17 protein-coding genes and 1 pseudogene are annotated in these 17,261 nt (G+C 49.2%); 4 read left to right on the top strand and 14 right to left on the bottom strand.

Annotation, left to right across the window (positions count from 1 at the left end; all coding sequences use genetic code 11):
* The 5 genes and pseudogenes from ACYVB1_RS00490 to ACYVB1_RS00510 form a co-directional block, all read right to left on the bottom strand.
* On the bottom strand, nt 1-458 hold a 458-nt coding region (locus ACYVB1_RS00490), incomplete at its 3' end, for a transposase (RefSeq protein WP_460919380.1).
* A gap of 70 nt (nt 459-528) precedes the next feature.
* Nucleotides 529-747: pseudogene (locus ACYVB1_RS00495) on the bottom strand (transposase); the annotation flags it as partial.
* 42 nt (nt 748-789) lie between these two features.
* Entirely contained in the window at nt 790-1,200 is a 411-nt protein-coding gene (locus ACYVB1_RS00500) for an acyltransferase family protein (protein WP_460919382.1), read from the bottom strand.
* A 12-nt stretch (nt 1,201-1,212) separates the two neighbouring features.
* A complete protein-coding gene (locus ACYVB1_RS00505) occupies nt 1,213-1,479 on the bottom strand; it encodes a hypothetical protein (protein WP_460919384.1) in 267 nt (88 codons plus the stop codon).
* 92 nt (nt 1,480-1,571) lie between these two features.
* Nucleotides 1,572-2,105, bottom strand: coding sequence for a DinB family protein (locus ACYVB1_RS00510; RefSeq protein ID WP_460919386.1), 534 nt, complete (start codon nt 2,103-2,105; stop codon nt 1,572-1,574).
* A 233-nt stretch (nt 2,106-2,338) separates the two neighbouring features.
* On the opposite strand from ACYVB1_RS00510, the gene ACYVB1_RS00515 reads away from it, so the two are divergent.
* From ACYVB1_RS00515 to ACYVB1_RS00525, 3 genes are all read left to right on the top strand, one after another.
* Nucleotides 2,339-3,055, top strand: a complete 717-nt coding sequence (locus ACYVB1_RS00515; RefSeq protein WP_460919388.1) for a class I SAM-dependent methyltransferase — start codon at nt 2,339-2,341, stop codon at nt 3,053-3,055.
* 64 nt (nt 3,056-3,119) lie between these two features.
* On the top strand, nt 3,120-3,785 hold the full coding sequence (locus ACYVB1_RS00520; protein WP_460919390.1) for a nitroreductase family protein: 666 nt from the start codon (nt 3,120-3,122) through the stop codon (nt 3,783-3,785).
* 135 nt (nt 3,786-3,920) lie between these two features.
* Nucleotides 3,921-4,829, top strand: coding sequence for a YihY/virulence factor BrkB family protein (locus ACYVB1_RS00525; RefSeq protein ID WP_460919392.1), 909 nt, complete (start codon nt 3,921-3,923; stop codon nt 4,827-4,829).
* Nucleotides 4,830-4,948: 119 nt separating this feature from the next.
* On the opposite strand, the gene ACYVB1_RS00530 is transcribed toward ACYVB1_RS00525, so the two are convergent.
* Both ACYVB1_RS00530 and ACYVB1_RS00535 read right to left on the bottom strand, forming a co-directional pair.
* Complete coding sequence (locus tag ACYVB1_RS00530) at nt 4,949-5,935, bottom strand: pyruvate dehydrogenase complex E1 component subunit beta (protein ID WP_460919394.1); 987 nt, start codon at nt 5,933-5,935, stop codon at nt 4,949-4,951.
* Between the two features lie 88 nt (nt 5,936-6,023).
* Entirely contained in the window at nt 6,024-7,802 is a 1,779-nt protein-coding gene (locus ACYVB1_RS00535; RefSeq protein WP_460919396.1) for a tetratricopeptide repeat protein, read from the bottom strand.
* Between the two features lie 138 nt (nt 7,803-7,940).
* Between ACYVB1_RS00535 and ACYVB1_RS00540 the strand changes: the two genes are divergently transcribed.
* Nucleotides 7,941-8,159, top strand: coding sequence for a PspC domain-containing protein (locus tag ACYVB1_RS00540; protein ID WP_460919398.1), 219 nt, complete (start codon nt 7,941-7,943; stop codon nt 8,157-8,159).
* Here the strand turns inward: ACYVB1_RS00540 and ACYVB1_RS00545 are convergent.
* The 7 genes from ACYVB1_RS00545 to ACYVB1_RS00575 form a co-directional block, all read right to left on the bottom strand.
* On the bottom strand, nt 8,154-9,176 hold the full coding sequence (locus tag ACYVB1_RS00545) for a glycosyltransferase family 2 protein (protein ID WP_460919400.1): 1,023 nt from the start codon (nt 9,174-9,176) through the stop codon (nt 8,154-8,156). The two genes, ACYVB1_RS00540 and ACYVB1_RS00545, sit on opposite strands and share 6 nt — an antisense overlap.
* Entirely contained in the window at nt 9,166-9,501 is a 336-nt protein-coding gene (locus tag ACYVB1_RS00550) for a YbaB/EbfC family nucleoid-associated protein (protein ID WP_460919402.1), read from the bottom strand. Before ACYVB1_RS00550 ends, ACYVB1_RS00545 begins: the two co-directional genes overlap by 11 nt.
* A 200-nt stretch (nt 9,502-9,701) precedes the next feature.
* A complete protein-coding gene (locus tag ACYVB1_RS00555; RefSeq protein WP_460919404.1) occupies nt 9,702-11,609 on the bottom strand; it encodes a T9SS type B sorting domain-containing protein in 1,908 nt (635 codons plus the stop codon).
* Nucleotides 11,610-11,714: 105 nt separating this feature from the next.
* Nucleotides 11,715-13,205 (bottom strand): histidine ammonia-lyase, encoded by a 1,491-nt coding sequence (hutH, locus tag ACYVB1_RS00560; RefSeq protein ID WP_460919406.1) that lies wholly within the window; start codon nt 13,203-13,205, stop codon nt 11,715-11,717.
* 7 nt (nt 13,206-13,212) lie between these two features.
* On the bottom strand, nt 13,213-14,607 hold the full coding sequence (hisS, locus tag ACYVB1_RS00565; RefSeq protein WP_460919407.1) for a histidine--tRNA ligase: 1,395 nt from the start codon (nt 14,605-14,607) through the stop codon (nt 13,213-13,215).
* A 98-nt stretch (nt 14,608-14,705) separates the two neighbouring features.
* Nucleotides 14,706-16,088: an undecaprenyl-phosphate glucose phosphotransferase gene (locus ACYVB1_RS00570; protein WP_460919409.1), complete on the bottom strand. Its 1,383-nt coding sequence runs from the start codon at nt 16,086-16,088 to the stop codon at nt 14,706-14,708.
* Nucleotides 16,089-16,124: 36 nt separating this feature from the next.
* Entirely contained in the window at nt 16,125-17,255 is a 1,131-nt protein-coding gene (locus ACYVB1_RS00575; protein WP_460919411.1) for a glycosyltransferase family 4 protein, read from the bottom strand.
* Nucleotides 17,256-17,261 lie beyond the last annotated feature (6 nt).

Below are 17,261 nucleotides of genomic sequence, written 5' to 3' on the forward strand. Positions count from 1 at the left end.
CGCTCCACAATCCAGCGTTTGGGCAAGGCCACAAAAGCCTTCTTGTGAATCTTGTTCACTATCTGAAGTCTCCATCCCAGTTCCCTGAAGGTGCTCCTGACCCAACCCCGCATCCTTTGCCCTCCCTGCTGCACGGTTTTCACGCTCTGCGAGTCCAGGATGCCCACACTCGGGGAATGTGCTTTGCCGTGCCTGCTCCTCACTTTCTTGTGGAGGCAGTCATGGAGCAAGTCCCAGAAACCATTGTGCCGCCATTTGCGGTAATAGTAGTAGACTGTTTGCCAAGGCGGAAGCTCCAAAGGCATCATGCGCCACTGGATGCCCCCTTTGCTCACATAAAAGATGGCGTTGAGAATGCTGCGAAGGGGCCAGATGCGCTTCCTGTCAAGCATTTCATCTTCTACTATCTTTTCTATACATTGCCATTGGGTGTCGGTTAAGTCGCTTGGGTAAGCCATAAGTCTGCAAACTTTTCTTATCCAACAACCGGCACCTATTTTTTTACTCAACTAAATCAAAACAGCCTCTTAGATCCGCCACCAACTGCTTGAGTTGACGGTTCTCCTCCTCCAGTTGCCGCAGCTTGCGCAGCTCACTCACCCCTAAACCACCGTATTTTTTCTTCCAGTTGTAGAAGGTGGCATCCGAGATGCCCATCTTGCGGCATACCTCCTCCACCTTGACACCCGTCTCTGCTTGCTTGATGGCGAAGATGATTTGCGCCTCTGTGAACTTTGATTTTTTCATGGCAATTCGCTTTTGGTTCTATACGATTATTGCCCGTTTTCTCTAATTTACAAAGGTCCGGTTTTGCGGGGGGAGGTCACTGATGATTCCGCCAAGTAAAAAGTAGAATAAGGAAAAGGAGAAGTAGGTGGTAAAAGGGTTAAGGTAGCCGCCTATGTTTATCTTCTCCTGTAGATAGCGCTCTTTTTGCAGCAGGTAGCTCCCCACATGAAGCAGGTTTTCCTGTGCGACACCTCCGAAAGTGAAAAGGAAAACAAGGGAGAACAGGTAGGTTCTGTGCTCTGCTTTAGGAGAGTCGTAAAGAGCCTTTAGTAACGGGAAGAGTAAATAAATATATATAAGTGCCTGCAGGAACCAGAGGTGAGATGTTTCCTGACGCCCCAGCAGAAAACCGTGCAGAAGCAGTGGGGTCAGGGAATATGTACCTTCACTTAAAGGCTGTGTCAGGAGCAAAGTCAGCGCCGCTCACAGCAGCAAAAGCATCAGAATGGCACCTGTTTTAAACAGGTGCTTTTTTAAATCATACCCCTTGTTGAGGAGCAGGGCACCGTTCACCATCAGAAACAGCAGAACCCCTGTGCTTGAAACGCCAAGCAGGAAATAGTTGATATAAGAGGAGTGGCCTGGATTGTTTATAAAGTCATAGCCATCTATTCCGTAGTGATACAGGCAAACCAGGTAGATAGCAACAACCTTTATAAATTCATAATAAGAAACGCGCTGCTCTATCATTCACAAGTCCGGATTCAACCACACATACACTGTACTCCTGGCTCAGCTTCTTTTGCTCCAATGCAAATGTAATAGCTTTTCTGTAGCACGCGCTAAGATATTAACTGTTGCTTCAGCTGCTGTATGGTGCGGAGGTGATGGTTGAAATGGTCCTGCAGAAAGGTAAGGGTTTGGGGAAGGGTAAGCGGACCTGCATACGGATGCCTGAAGAGGCATTTGTCCAGCAGTTCATCTGGTACGGCAGTCAGTACGTCTTCTAACTCAAACCGCACGTCGTCCCACTCTTTGCGTAAGGCTGAAAGTACAGCTGTGTCCGGTACGGTGGCCACGGGGGCAGGGGCTTTGAATTTCCTCCCCGACTGTAGCGCCAGTTTCAGAAGAACAGATTTAAAGTAACCAGAGAAAGTAGCGGAGGGCAGTTCTTCCTTTTTCTTCAGTTTGTGTTGAACATAACCCATTGTAACCCTATCCACCAGTATTAGGTGCGCCAGGTGCTGGTTAATAGACCATTTTCCTCCCGGGGCTGGAGAGTTCAATATATCTTCATCAAGGCCCTCCAACTCATCAAGCAGGCGGTTTCTGGACTTCTCCATGCGAAGGTATTTTGCTTCCAGTTTTAAATTCATAAGCTCTACATGGCTATAAATTTCTGTACTCATGGTCTCGGGGTATGAAAACATAGGCTAAAGCTACAGTAATTTTCAATAAAAGCAATGTAATATATAGTAAAATATTATGTAACAAAATTGTACATAAAAGCTATGCGACACCTACATGTTTCTGTTATTGTTAGCTTTAATCCAAAGCTGTTTTTACTTTAAGCTTTTGTGCCGAAATTGCATCAAATAAGTATAAGCAGATGAAAAATGACCCGATAGGTGCCGCTCTGGCAGATTATTTACAAGGAGCAAAGGACGCTGAGGTGGTGGTAGCCAGCAACCTGGCCGAGGATGATGTGATTCCGGTGCATTACCTTTTCCGCAGCTTTAACGAGATGCCTGAGCTGGAGCGCCTGGCTTTGAAAGAATGCAGGGGGGCTGTGTTGGATATAGGTGCAGGCGCAGGTAGCCACAGCCTGGTACTGCAGGAGCGGGGGCAGGAGGTAACAGCACTGGATATATCGGCCGGGGCAGTAGCCATTATGCAGAAGCGGGGTGTGCGCCGGGTGCTGCATCAGGACGTGTTCGAACTGAAAGGGCAGCAGTATGATACGCTCCTGATGCTTATGAACGGAATCGGTATTGCCGGAAACCTGATGGGGCTGGAGCGTTTTCTGGAGCAGGCTAAAATGCTCCTGAAGCCGGGAGGGCAAATCCTGCTGGAGTCTTCTGACATCCTGTATATGTATGAAGACGAAGAGGGAGGGGTTTTGCTGGACCTCAACGCAGGCTATTATGGCGAGGTGAGGTATAACATGCGCTACAAGGATCAGGATACGGGGTGGTTCAACTGGCTCTTTATCGATCCGGCTATTTTAGAGGACTATGCCACACAGCATGGTTTTACTTTCGAAATTCTGTATGAAGGGGAGTCTGGGGAATACCTGGCAAAGCTTCAATATACGGAAAACAGGTAGCTTTCTTATATTCAGTTTTATACGCTTCAAAGTATCTTTTATATCTGTTACGCCTTTTCCTTTTGTGCCTTATTACCCCGAGCAGCTATCAGAAGAAGAAACACGGCTGCGTGCACGGGAGTTTTACCAGTTTATGGACAAGCGCCGCACCGTCCGTGATTTTTCAAATAAGCCCGTGGCAAAAGAAGTGATAGAACAACTCCTGCTGTCTGCCTCCACAGCGCCGTCAGGGGCACACAAGCAGCCCTGGACCTTCTGTGTCGTTTCTGATCCCCTCCTGAAGAAACAGATAAGAGAGGCGGCTGAGAAAGAAGAGTTCGACTCTTACAATGGCCGCATGACACCAGAATGGCTTGAAGATCTGGCGCCCTTAGGAACCGACTGGCAAAAGCCTTTTTTAGAGGTGGCACCTTACCTGATTGTGGTGTTCAAGAAAGCCTATGATATCAGGCCAGACGGTGTGAAGCGCACTAATTATTATGTATCTGAGTCAGTGCGCTTTGCCTGTGGCTTCCTGATCGCGGCCATACACCAGGCTGGTCTGGTTACCCTGACCCACACGCCCAGCCCTATGAACTTCCTGACAAAGCTGTTGAAGCGGCCCGAGAATGAGCGGCCTTTTCTGCTCCTGCCCGTTGGCTATCCTGCAGAAGCGGTAAAGGTACCAGACCTGAAGCGTAAGCCTCTGGAGGAGGTGGCGGTATGGTATGAGCAAAATCCGGAAATTTAGTTCGTACTGCTTTCTTATCATGCTGTTGTGACATCGTGATAGTTGATGTGCCGTAATAGAAAACAATAGTGCCTGTTTAAGCAGCTTGGTAAAGGCTGTAGCAGCAGGCATCACATTGGAATTCAGTTATAGCACATGAAAGAAGGATTAAAAACTACCTGGAATATCATTAAGAGTACATTCAAGGAATTTGCAGACGACAGGCCTTTAGATTATGCTGCCATCATAGGCTTCTACACCATCTTTTCAATGCCTGCTGTGCTCATTATCCTTATCCGCATAGCAGGTGCTGCCTTTGGCCAAGAGGCAGTGAGAGGAGAAGTGGTGAACCAGGTGGGAGGCATCATTGGCCGGAGCAGCGCAGCGCAGATACAAAGTATCATTGAGAACGCCAGCCAGTCGGAGTCAAGCACTGTCGGCACCATAATCGGTATTGCTACCATGGTTTTTTCAGCCACTACGGTTTTTGTGGCCCTGCAGGATTCTATCAATGCCATGTGGGAGGTAAGGGCAAAGCCTGAAAAAGGATGGTTAAAACTGATTGTAGACCGGGTACTTTCGCTTGCCCTGGTTGTTAGCCTCGGTTTTTTATTGCTTGTATCGCTTTCTGTTGATATTGTGCTGGGGATAATAGACGACTACCTGCGGGAGCAAATAACAGGTATAGCGGTGTACTTTATGACAGTAGCCAACGTTGTGGTTTCTATTTCGATTAGCATCCTCATTTTCGCGGTTATCTTTAAAGTGCTCCCGGATGCTCAGATCAGGTGGCGCAATGTTTGGGTAGGGGCTTCCGTTACGGCTATTTTGTTTGTGCTGGGCAAGTTCGTGCTCAACATTTACTTTCAGCACGACCCGCTTTCAGACACCTATGGCGCTGCAGGATCCCTGGTGCTGATACTTGTGTGGGTCTACTATGCTTCCATTATTTTTCTGCTGGGTGCAGAATTTACCCAGGTATACTCCCGTGTGCATGACAGGGGCATCAAGCCGCAGGATAACGCAGTGAAAGTACGTACTCAGGAAATTGAGTCAGAGCAGTAAGCAGTAGCACGAGTGTAAGGTGCTGCTTACTTCAGGTTCAGTAAGAAATGTGTATAAAAAGCAAAAGCGAAGCACCTGCAGAGGGCTTCGCTTTTGCTTTTTATAGAAAATCAGCTGTTTTAAGCTTCTTTCTGATACATTACTTGCTTCACGGCATCAATAGTACGCTCAATGTTCGGAAGCGATGCTTCTATCAGGGTAGGAGCGTAAGGAAGAGGCACGTCGCGGCAGGTTACACGCTTAACAGGTGCATCCATGTAATCGAACGCGTTGCTCTGGATGTGGTAAGCCAGTTCAGCAGAGATGGAAGCCAATGGCCACGCTTCTTCTACCACTACCATACGGTTTGTCTTTTTAACAGACTTGATCAGTGTTTTATAGTCGATTGGGCGAACAGTTCGCAGGTCTATAACTTCTGCATTCACACCGTCTTTTGCCAGTTCGTCGGCAGCAGCCAGGGCTACTTTCATGATTTTACCGAAAGAAACGATGGTTACATCAGAACCTTCGCGCTTGATATCGGCTACACCAATCGGAATTGTGTACTCCTCTTCAGGTACCTCGCCTTTGTCGCCGTACATCTGCTCAGATTCCATGAAGATAACCGGGTCGTTATCACGGATAGCAGACTTCAGCAGTCCTTTGGCATCGTAAGGATTAGAAGGAACGATCACTTTTAAACCAGGTGTGTTGGCAAACCAGTTCTCAAAGTTCTGTGAGTGCTGAGAAGAGAGCATACCCGCGCTACCAGTAGGGCCACGAAAAACCATGGGAGCACTGTACTGGCCACCGGACATTGACATTATTTTTGCGGCAGAGTTTATAACCTGGTCTATCGCTACGAGCGAGAAGTTGAAGGTCATGAACTCAATGATAGGGCGGAGGCCATTCATGGCAGAACCCACACCGATACCGGCAAAGCCTAGTTCCGCAATAGGGGTATCGATTACGCGCTCCGGACCAAATTCATCCAGCATGCCCTGGCTCACTTTATAGGCACCATTGTAATCAGCTACTTCTTCACCCATCAGGTAAACGCGTTCATCGCGGCGCATTTCCTCTGACATGGCTTCGCGCAGAGCTTCTCTAAATTGTATACTTCGCATATATGATGTTTTTTGTCTTCTGTTCAGAAAGTAAAATTAAAAGAAGTATGTCAATTTCCAACGTACTTACTTCTTTTCTGCCCTTGCATTAAAGTCTAAAGGCGTCTTTGTAGGCTTGTGTGCTGCGGTACAGCTCAAATTCAGGGTCGTTGATGGCCCGTTCCATATACGTCCGGTCTGCCTGAATGGCCCTTATGAGCCCATGTTTCAGCATCGCCTCATTTTTGGTGCGGGCACCAAGTAAGGCTGTGCTGTAGTAGGCAAGGGCATCGTTTGGCTTTAGCTCCAGGGCGCGGGTATAATAACGCTCGGCTCCCTCATAGTTTTCTTTCAGCATGTAACTGAGTCCAAGGTTCATGTTTGTCTGATAGCTGTCGCCGGCATAGCGCAGGCTTCCGATGGCATCGTCGTACTGCCCGATCTCTATTTCCAGGGCTGCTTTTTCGGCAAATATCCTGTTCAGCACAGCCTCCTCTGTGCCTAGCCTGATTGCATAGTCGTAGTACTGGAGTGCCTCCAGCATATCGCCCCGCTGATGGTAGGCGCTGGCCAGGCTGTAATATACTTCCGCAGTAGGGTTTCGGAAGCCGGCAAAGGAAAGGTTATGAATGGCCCGATCCAGCAGCGCCTTCTTCGCTTCAGGCCGGTAGTCTTTGCGGGCCATTTCGTTGTACACCACCCCCAGGTTGTAATAGGCCGGCCACTTATCCGTGGACTTAACGGCTGCTTCGTAAAACTTCCGCTTCTCAGCCAGCAGGGGCGTCAGGGTGGCGGCATACTGCAGCTCTTCTTCCGTCAGTTCGTCTGCGTCGGCCTTTTCTTCTGCAATTTTCTTTGCGAGGATGTACAGCTCATAATCCGATTTGCGGCTGCGGTTGTAATTGAACTCCACGCTGGCCGAGCGCAGACCCGGGAAGATGTACCGTTCAATGTAATCGTATGCCTGGGCCTGCTTCAGCGCCTTCAGCTTAGCGCTCTGGCTCTGGTCGCTGCTGAGGATGGCTATGGCCTCCTGCTTTTCCTCACCGGGCAGGGCGGAGGCTTTTAATTTCTGAAGGAGCAGGTCCAGGTCAGCCTTTTGTACATTTGTCTGGATGTCCACTTTCTTGTCGCTGTAATCAAGTATCCTGAGTTTTTTGCGGTAGTAGTCTTCCAGCGTCTGTGCCCGCTTTTCGGCTAACCTGCTTCCGTTTTCATCCGGCGACTGGCTTGCGGTGATAGTGATGCGCTGTGCGTCCACGTTATCCAGTACATACTGGTCCAGCACCTGCAGCCTGGAACCCAGGTTACTGCGGAGCTCGGTTTTATCTTCCTCAAAAAAGAAAGTAAACTTTGCAGGTTGATTTGCCTTCTCTTTATAGGTATCCGTTACAAAATCAAAGTCGTTGTTGCGTACCAGCAGCAGGGGGGTAGTGACCAAGCCTGTTGCTACCTGTTGTGGAGCCGTGTAGCGCACATCGTCATCTTTGTTGTCGATGGCGCGGCCCTGCACCATCAGGCGGCCCTTGTTTTTCTCTGGTGCGTAGGGGAAGGATAGCTGTTTGGTGATAGTGGGTTCACCACCTTCGTAAACAAACTCTCCGAACTGGAAATTGTAAGTAGCTATGTTTTCACGCTCCAGCCCATATTCATAGTAAACATCCAGCTTGTAGGTTTGCTTGTCTTTTACGAGTTTCTCCGGCACCTGCGCTTTCAGTTCAAAGTTTACCTGCTGGCCATTGGCCGCTAAGGGATTGGGTTGTACTATAACCTTCTGCTTTTTCTCGGCTGTCCTTACCATGCGCTGCAGTGTACAACTGGTGCCGCCGATGCTGAGGGAGAGGGAGAGGAACAGAATTAAACTTTTCTTTTTGTTGTACTGTTGCATATCCTGTTATTGGCTTTGAACGTAAAAAGTACTTAAGGCACCAACCGCTCAAGCTGGTGGCCAAATTGTACCGATTCAAGCGTGGTAGTTTTGCTTTTCTGAAACAAAGCGTAAATTAGTGAATTAAATTTAACGTAAATGAAGCGTCTGCAATACTTTATCGAGTCCCGGGCATTTGGTGTATGTACGATGCTGGGTGATAAGCTTGGCATTGCTACCAGTAGCATCCGCCTTTCATTTATATACCTGTCTTTCCTGACAATGGGCTCTCCGGTGCTCCTTTACCTGATGTTGGCGTTCTGGATGAACGTGCATAAGCACTGGCGCCGTGAGCGCAGCACTGTATGGGATTTATAATTCCTGTACAGTTCTTTTCTGCCTGATAAAATACTCCCAGACAATACTGCCTTTGTAAACGCCCGCCATGTTCGGGAAATTGCCTTTTGGGTGCTGTGCTTTTCTTTGTTTTTGCCAGTAGCGCCTGTGGCGTAACAGGTCGGCGTGTGCCTTCAGTACTGCCTTAGCATCTTTTGTCTGGCCGGCTAACACCATACGTAGGGCAGCCACCCAGTCCAGCACCACGCGTAGCCCGATAGTAGACAGAAGTGTACCGGACGGGATGTTCTTGTAAAGCAAGGCAAGGCCATTCCGGAAGTTTAGGTACGTTTTCCTGGGATTTGATTTGTGTAGCGTGCCACCCCCTACATGGTAGACGTGGCTGTGGCCGTTGTACATCACCTTGTAGCCTGCATTCTTGGCGCGCCAGCAGAAGTCAATTTCCTCCATGTGGGCAAAAAAGGCAGGTTCCAAACCTCCCAAAGCATGAAAAGCATCGGCCCGGACAAACATGCAGGCCCCGGTAGCCCAGAAAATCTCCTGCACATCATTATATTGGCCCATGTCTTCCTCCAGCGTTTCAAACAGGCGGCCCCGACAATAAGGATAACCTAAGCTGTCTAAAAGTCCGCCTCCGGCTCCGGCATATTCAAAAAAGCCGGGATGCTGCAGCGCGTTTATTTTTGGCTGGCACACTGCTATGCGGGCATCGGCAGCCATCAGTTCGGTGATGGGGTCCAGCCAGCCGGGAGGTACAGAAACATCAGAGTTCAGCAGTACGTAATAAGTTGCTTTTACCTGCCGGAGCGCTTTGTTATAGCCCTCGCAAAAGCCATAATTTTCGGGTAACAGAATAAGGCGCACCTGCGGGAAGTGCTCCTGTAAAAAGGGAACGGAACCATCGGTGGAGGCATTATCAGCTACAATAACCTGGCAGCCGGCACTGTGAGCCACCACCGATGGCAGAAACTCCTGCAAATAACGCAGCCCGTTCCAGTTAAGGATAACAATGGCTGTCTGAGGGCTGTTAAAGGCCAAAGCTTCCTAAGTCTAAGCCAGGGATGTTTGGCAATAGGCCTTCGGTATTCTTTTTCATTTCTTCCTGTGCACGCTCAGCTGCTGTCAGCATGGCGTTATTTACAGCGGCAACAACTAAGTCATTTACCATTTCGCGGTCATTCACATTCATGATTGTCTCATCGATTTCTACCTTCAGGAGCTTGCGCTGCCCGTTTACCGTTGCTTTCACCAGTCCGGCACCCGATTCGGCCGTAACGGTTATATCCTGTAGTTTATCTTGCGCTTCTTTTAGTTTGGCCTGGACTTCTTTCATCTTGCCCATCATGCCCATCATATCAAACATAGTTTTTCTGTTTTGGTAAGTGTATTTGTACGAGGTTCAGGCTTCATTGCCTGTTGTTTCTGCAAATATACGCATACAAACTGCTTTTTATATATTTGTAGAAGTGTATGGGAGTTACTTCTCCCGGAGCCGCTCCTTCTCCTATACATCAGTCCTTCAGTAGTATTTTATTGGGCTCACAAATCAACTGCGCGTGCCGTTTACCGCAGCAAAGTAATGGTGCCCGTGCGTCGCCTGGTGGTTCCAAAGCTGTTTCGGGCACTGATCTCATACACGTAAGCTCCATCAGGCAGCATTTTGCCTTTGTGCGTGCCGTCCCAGGCTGCATCTGCTTCAGTTCCGCTATAAATCACCTGGCCCAGGCTGTTGTATATCCTGATACTGTAGCTTTCGTACAAGCGCCCTTTGATAACAAACGTGTCATTCAGGCCGTCTCCGTTGGGGGTGAAGCCGGAAGGCACATGCAGCACCAGGTCCTGCTCCACCACCACGATATTGGAGTATGTAACTGCAGCGCCATTTGCTGATGTTGCCCTTATGCGGTAGCGAAGCAGTTGCAGCTCATCGCTGAGGGTGCGATCGGTATAGGTTGTTCCGTAGACCGTATGGCTGCGTACGATGGTATTGTTTTCATCCAGCAGTTCTACAGTGTATTGCCTTACATTGGTCAGGAAACCCTCGTATGCTGACCAGCGCAGTAAGACTGCGGCCCCATTATCCTGCTTTTGTGCCTGTAATATTATGGGGCAGGAAATGTTACTGATGGTTGAGGTGTTGCCACAGGCATTACGGAAGGTGGCGCGGTAGCATAAAGGCTCCGGCAGCGCTTTCTCGTCTGTAAAAGTCGTTTGCTGGGTATGCCCAATAAAAGCAAAAGCGCCTCCTCTGGTGCTCCGTTCTATTTCCAGTTGTTGTACTCCCTCGCCCTGCGGCAGCTCCAGGTTGAGCAATACCTGGTTGTTCAGGTCAAAGGTAGAGAACAGGTATGGCGCATCCGGGACAGTGGTGGAAGTAGCCTGCACCTCCTGCACAGCAGAAACAGACATGGTGCCATCAACAGTAACACCCCGAACCTCATACCGGTAGGGCTGCCCACAGGTCACTTCTGTATCAGTGAAGGTATTGGTGGAACTGTTGAGTGTCTGGAGCAAAGTGCCGTTCCTGTACAGTTCAAAGGTGCCGGTAAACGGCATGCTCTGCCAGGATAATGCAATCTGTTCATTACCGGAAGCGGCTTCCAAGGCAATTGAACTGATGCGGTTTGAGTTTGGAAGCGCGGTGCCACAGGCATCCACAGGTTTTATAAGGTAGTTTGTACCCGCTGTGGTGTTTACATTCTGAAGCAGATGGCTCATGCTTACCTGTGAGACGTTCCGGATGGTATCGATGGATGCAAAGGCATTGCCGTTCCACTGCTGCACCACATACCTGTAGCCTGGCTGTAAGTTCTGTAAGGCAAACTGCAACTGTCCATTGGTTGCCTGCTGCAATACCGTTAGATTCCGGATGGCAGGCTGTGGTGCAGCAGGCAGGGTAGTAACTGTGGCTGAACTGACACCTGAGCAGCTTCCCCCGGTGAAGATACCGTTTACTGTAATCGTGTAGGAGCCCTGGGTGTTATAGGTATGGGACGTACTGCTTGCCGGCTGTGCACTCGCAGGCGTTTGGCCATCGCCGAAATCAATGCTGTAGCTGTCGTAGTGGCTGTCCCTGATGTCAACGGAAACAGTACCATTGGCGCAGTTTCGGATGCCGAACACAGGAGGAGGGACCTCCCTCACCTCAAAAACACGTGATACGGTGTCTGTCAAGGTATTACCACCGTAGTTGGCAATTTGCAGTACCCTGTACCTGCCCGGGGTGGTATAGGTATGTGTTTTAATATTTGAAGTGGGGGTGGGAATGGGAGTACCTTTCTTGTAATCGATGATGTAATACTCGGTTTCATCGGGTACCGTGTTACCGCAATCCCTGAACTCCACTTCCTGGCCAACACATAAAACATCGATTTCTTCTCCCTGCTGGTTAAAGGCTTCAAAGCACCTGTCGGTCATCGCCCGGGAGGTGAAGGAGATAAAAAGGAAGACGATGTACAGCAGGTATTTCAAGTAGCAAGCTTTAATTGTACCAGGAAACTACAGGTATAATGCAGGACTCCCATATTTATTGTATAGCCCTTGCTTTGAAACCCGGATGAAATATCCGGCAAGGACTTATACTGTTTCTGTTCTTAAGAAGTCGATGCTGGCCTTTATATCGGTATGAAGTACACGGTCCGTGGTCACAAAAGAAACTTTCTCCCTGTAACGGGCCACCAGTTCTTCCAGCACCTGTGATGTCTTCATTGGGCGCCTGAACTCCAGCGCCTGCGCAGCATTCATGAGTTCTATGGCCAGCACCCGCTCCAGGTTCTGCACCACCTGATATAGTTTTGTGGCCGCGTTTGCACCCATACTCACATGGTCCTCCTGGTTGTTGGAAGATGAGATAGAGTCGATGGAGGCAGGGGTGCACAGCTGTTTGCTCTGGCTTACAATGGAGGCGGCGGTGTACTGGCTAATCATGAAGCCTGAATTTAAGCCCGGTTCTGCTATGAGAAACTCCGGCAGGTTGCGCCCGCCCGACATGAGCTGATAAATGCGCCTTTCAGATATATTACCTAACTCTGCAAGCGCGATTGCCAGGAAATCAAGGGCCAGTGCGAGGGGTTGACCGTGAAAATTACCCCCGGACAAAATAGCATCTTCATCCGGAAAGATGTTCGGGTTATCTGTTACCGCGTTAATCTCCGTCAGAAACACCTGCTCCACATAGGCCAGGGCGTCTTTGGTGGCGCCATGCACCTGCGGCATGCAGCGGAAGGAGTAAGGGTCCTGCACATGCTCTTTCGCCTGCTGTACCAGTTCGCTACCGTCCAGTAAAACACGTATTGCCGCTGCTGTCTCCATTTGACCTTTGTGTGGACGCAGGCGGTGAATGGCTTCATGAAAAGGCTCCAGCAACCCATCGAAGGCATCCAGCGAGAGAGCTCCGATAACGTCTGCCTGCCGTGACAGCCGTTTAGCCTGCAGGAGTGCCAGCACCCCATAGGCAGCCATAAACTGTGTTCCGTTCAGCAGGGCCAGTCCTTCTTTGGCTTTCAAGACCACGGGCTCCCAGCTGAACATATCCAGCACATGCTCACTTGCCAGTTTATACCCCTGGAAGCTGACTTCGCCCATTCCTATCAGGGGCAGGCAAAGGTGCGCTAAGGGTGCTAAATCGCCGCTGGCTCCTAAAGAGCCCTGCTGGTACACCACCGGGTATATGTCGCGGTTAAAGAAGTCAATAAGCCGCTTCACAGTTTTCAGCTGCACACCACTGTGCCCGTAGGCCAGCGACTGGATTTTGAGCAGCAGCATAAGTTTAACAACCTCCTGAGGCACTTCCGGCCCCGTGCCACAAGCATGTGACATCACCAGGTTGCGCTGCAGTTGCTCCAGGTCAGCAGAAGACACTTTCTTCGTGCAGAGTGCGCCGAAGCCGGTATTGATACCATAAAGGCTCCGGCCGTGGCTGTTAATTTTCTGCTGCAGGTACTCGTGGCAGTCCACTATCCGTTGCTCTGCCTCCTCCGACAGGGCCAGGGTATGCTGCTTCGTCAGAATTTCATCTATCGCCTCCAGGCTCAGGAACGCATTGGAGATGTAGTGGACTTGGCCCATAGGATTGCTATTTCAACTGGCTGATAATATCATTAATTGTCAGGTCCTGCTGCTCGCCCAATGCCATGTTGCGCAGCTTCAGCTTACCACTGGCCATTTCTTCAGAGCCAATCAGGATAACGTATGGAATGCTCTTCTGGTCTGCATATCCCATCTGCTTCTTTAGTTTGGCTGGCTCAGGATAAAGTTCAGAGGAGATGCCTGCATCGCGTAACTGTTGCAGCACGGGTAAAGCGTAGCGTTCTGATTCTTTATCAAACTGCACCAGGAGCACTTGGGTGCCTACCTGGCTGCTGTCAGGAAACAGCTGTAGTTCTTCCAGTACATCATAGATGCGGTCTACGCCAAAAGAGAAGCCAACGCCCGAAACGCCCGGTAAGCCGAACATGCCGGTCAGGTTATCATAGCGGCCGCCTCCGCTGATGCTGCCCATGCTTACGTTGTTCACCTTTACTTCAAATATACAGCCGGTGTAGTAGGAGAGCCCCCTTGCCAGGGTTACATCCGGCATCAGTCGTGGGTTGCCGGATTCGTTTTGTGCCGAAAGTGCCTTGCTGCCCAGCCTGTTGAGGTAGTTCCAAACTTCGTGCAGGTCTTTCAGGCCACGCTGCCCTTCTGCTGTTTCGCCTAGTAAAGTTTGCAGTTGCTCTAAAATGGCTTCATTGCTTCCTTCCAAGGCGTAAAGCGGCTCCAGCCTGGTAACAGCCTTTTCCGAGATGCCCCGCTCCAGTAACTCTTTCCGTACACCTTCCTGCCCGATTTTGTCAAGCTTGTCGATGGCTACACAGATGTCGCCTTCGCGTCCTTTTTCTCCTATTGCCTCCGCTATACCGGCCAGTATACCCCTGTGGTTTATTTTTATGGTGAAGTCTGTCAGTCCCAAGGTTGTCAGCACTTCATTTATCATTTGTACAATCTCAGCTTCGCAAAGCAGCGAGTTGGTGCCCACCACATCCGCATCGCACTGGTAAAACTCGCGGTACCGGCCTTTCTGCGGCCGGTCGGCGCGCCATACCGGCTGTATCTGGTAGCGTTTGAAAGGAAAGGTGATGTCGTTGCGGTTCATCACCACGTAGCGCGCAAAGGGTACGGTCAGGTCATAGCGCAATGCTTTTTCAGAGATTTTGCGCGTCAGGTGCTTATGCCCCTCGTCTATGTCCGTTTGTTTTGTCTTTGCCAGGAAGTCGCCTGAATTCAAAATCTTGAAGATCAGCTGGTCTCCCTCGTCGCCATACTTGCCTGTCAGCACCGACAGTTGCTCCATGGCAGGTGTTTCCAGGGGCAGGTAGCCAAACTTCTCGAACGTGCGCTTTATAACGCCGAAAATATAATTTCTTTTGACCACGACTGCCGGGCCAAAATCGCGGGTTCCTTTCGGTATAGATGGTTTTTCTTTACTCATGCTCATGCAGGTTTGCAGGCGCAAGTTACTAAAAGCTGCAGAAAGGTGGGAGTTAATTCACCTAAAGGTGTACAACCTATAGGGGAAGGCAGCAAATTCTAAAAAGCGGCCTTGTCGCCTCTGATAGCATTGTAGATGGTGTAAAAGATGATCTTCAGGTCCAGCAGGAAGGTCCAGTTCTCCAAGTAGAAGATATCCAGCTTTACCCGGCCACGCACCTGGTAATCTGCGGTTGTGTCGCCCCGGTAGCCGCGTACCTGCGACAGGCCCGTAACCCCTGGTTTTATAAAGTGGCGCACCATGTACTTCTCCGCAATGAGCGCATATTCCTGATCAGCCTTTAACATGTGTGGTCTTGGACCAACTATAGACATCTGCCCCATCAGCACATTAAAGAATTGTGGCAGTTCATCGAGGCTCGTCTTTCTTAAAAAGGCACCTACGGGCGTGATTCGGGAGTCACCCCGGCGGGCAAGCTTAGAATTAGCCTCCGTATTCACGTACATAGACCGCAGTTTCCAGCAACGAAAGGTCTTGTTGTTAATACCAGAGCGCTCCTGGCCAAAGAACACTGGTCCTTTAGAATCCAGTTTAATGATGACTGCCAGTATAGGCAGAAGCCACGACAAAATGAAGATGATGACGAAGAGGGAAAACACCAGGTCAAACGAGCGCTTCAGGATCTTGTTTATGACATCATCGAGGGGAATAGAACGGGCCACCAGGATGGGCAGCATGTCGTAGAAGTCAATTTTAAGCTTTTGATACCGGAAGCTATCGGGCTCCGGCAAGAACTTCATGCGTACCAGGTTGTTGTCCGAGAACTCCATCAAAGAAGTAATCTGGTCCTTGTTCAGTTCAAATGCAGAGCAATAGATTTCGTTTACTTCATTGTCCAGCACAAACTTTTCGACGTCTTTTACTTTACCTATTACCTGTGGTTCGCCAATGGCATGATCGTCAAAAAAGCCTTCAAACCTGTAGGCATACTCTGGATGGTTGTAGAAGAAGTCCCTCAGTTCTTTTCCTGTCTTACCATATCCTACAATAATGACTTTCACAGAATTATAGCCCTTGCGGCGCAAGTACCGGATCATGAATGTTACAACCACTCTCCATGATAAAACCAGGAGGCCCAGGGTAGCATATTGGTAGAGGAGGAAAAGCCTGGAAAAGGAGAAGTAAGGAACGATGTTTAACGTGGCCTCAATAAGCAGTATATAGAGCAGCACTGCTTTGAGGGCATCAAACAGTACCCATAACCTGCGGCCAACCCGGTAATGTTTGTATGTGTTCAGAAGCACAGTACATATTATCCAAGCCAGTAAAGAATAGAGCAGGAAGGCGCTGTAACTTGAGGCCAGGAAACTGTCTGGTGCCTCACCGACTAAAAAGAAAGCAGCTACAGTTGAAACCGTAACAGCCGCCAGGTCGCCTAAGGAGTAAGTTAACTTTATGTATCTATTATATAACCCCGGCATAATCTAATTTGAGCACAAATATGCTGAAATACTGCGTCATTTTACTATATCTTCAACCGTATTGTTAGCTGCAAGCTTTTCCTGGATAAAGCTGGCAATACTGTTCCTGAAGGTTTTATTGCTGAATCTCTCCGCATTTTCCCTGATATCGAAAGGATTGAAAGAGGCAGACATTTCTTCGAAGTGAAGAATAGCCTCCGTAAGAGAAGCCACCGACTGTTCTTCGAAAAGCAGGCCAGTTCTGCCATGTATCACCGTTTCGCAGGCTCCCCCTTTGCCATAGGCAATCACGGGTGTGCCACAGGCCTGCGCTTCCACCGGGACAATCCCGAAATCCTCCTCAGCAGCAAAAATAAAAGCTTTGGCCTGCTGCAGGTGGCTTTTTAAAACTTCGTAAGGCTGGTAGCCCAGTATCGTAATATTGGCCGTTGCTTTTGCTTTTATTTTGTTACAATCAGGCCCTTCGCCAATAACGATGAGCTTCTTGTCTGGTTGCTTACTGAATGCTTCTACTATCAGGTCTATCTTTTTATATGGGACGAGCCTGGATGCTGTAAGATAGAAGTCCCCTTTTTCTGTTGCAAGTGTATAGCGCTCCACATCCACCGGCGGGTAGATTACAGTAGCCTTCTTATTATACACCTTTTGTATCCTTCGGCTGATGTATGCAGAATTAGCGACAAAATAATCAACTCTGTTGGCTGTTGTATAGTCCCACATCCTGACATAGTGCAGCATCATTTTGGCTATAAAACCTTTCAGGCCTTTGGAGAGACCTGTTTCCCTGATGTATTGATGGTAAAGGTCCCAGGCGTAGCGGATAGGAGAGTGGCAGTAACAGATATGGAGCTGGTTAGAGTGAGTTAGCACCCCTTTGGCAACCGCATGGCTGCTGGTTAAAACCAGGTCATATGCCGAAACATCAAGCTGTTCGATTGCCAGCGGCATCAAAGCCAGGTAGTTTCTGTAGTGTTTTTGGGCGAACGGCAGCTTCTGGATGAAGGAAGTCGATACTTTTTTATGCTGGATGTGCTGCCGCAGGTGCTCTGGCATGAATTCAATGAGAGCGAACAGATCTGCTTCAGGAAATATATTCAGCAGCTGCTCCACAACCCTTTCAGAACCAGAATAATCTACAAACCACTCATGTACAATTGCTACTTTCACTTCTAC

This window comes from Pontibacter brevis, from assembly GCF_054779655.1.

What these genes read in the sequence shown, in the direction of transcription:
- ACYVB1_RS00505 (WP_460919384.1), bottom strand. Translation starts at nt 1,479, where the DNA reads ATGATAGAGCAGCGCGTTTCTTATTATGAATTTATAAAGGTTGTTGCT.
- ACYVB1_RS00510 (WP_460919386.1), bottom strand. Translation starts at nt 2,105, where the DNA reads ATGAATTTAAAACTGGAAGCAAAATACCTTCGCATGGAGAAGTCCAGA.
- ACYVB1_RS00515 (WP_460919388.1), top strand. Translation starts at nt 2,339, where the DNA reads ATGAAAAATGACCCGATAGGTGCCGCTCTGGCAGATTATTTACAAGGA.
- ACYVB1_RS00525 (WP_460919392.1), top strand. Translation starts at nt 3,921, where the DNA reads ATGAAAGAAGGATTAAAAACTACCTGGAATATCATTAAGAGTACATTC.
- ACYVB1_RS00530 (WP_460919394.1), bottom strand. Translation starts at nt 5,935, where the DNA reads ATGCGAAGTATACAATTTAGAGAAGCTCTGCGCGAAGCCATGTCAGAG.
- ACYVB1_RS00535 (WP_460919396.1), bottom strand. Translation starts at nt 7,802, where the DNA reads ATGCAACAGTACAACAAAAAGAAAAGTTTAATTCTGTTCCTCTCCCTC.
- ACYVB1_RS00540 (WP_460919398.1), top strand. Translation starts at nt 7,941, where the DNA reads ATGAAGCGTCTGCAATACTTTATCGAGTCCCGGGCATTTGGTGTATGT.
- ACYVB1_RS00550 (WP_460919402.1), bottom strand. Translation starts at nt 9,501, where the DNA reads ATGTTTGATATGATGGGCATGATGGGCAAGATGAAAGAAGTCCAGGCC.
- hutH (WP_460919406.1), bottom strand. Translation starts at nt 13,205, where the DNA reads ATGGGCCAAGTCCACTACATCTCCAATGCGTTCCTGAGCCTGGAGGCG.
- hisS (WP_460919407.1), bottom strand. Translation starts at nt 14,607, where the DNA reads ATGAGTAAAGAAAAACCATCTATACCGAAAGGAACCCGCGATTTTGGC.
- ACYVB1_RS00570 (WP_460919409.1), bottom strand. Translation starts at nt 16,088, where the DNA reads ATGCCGGGGTTATATAATAGATACATAAAGTTAACTTACTCCTTAGGC.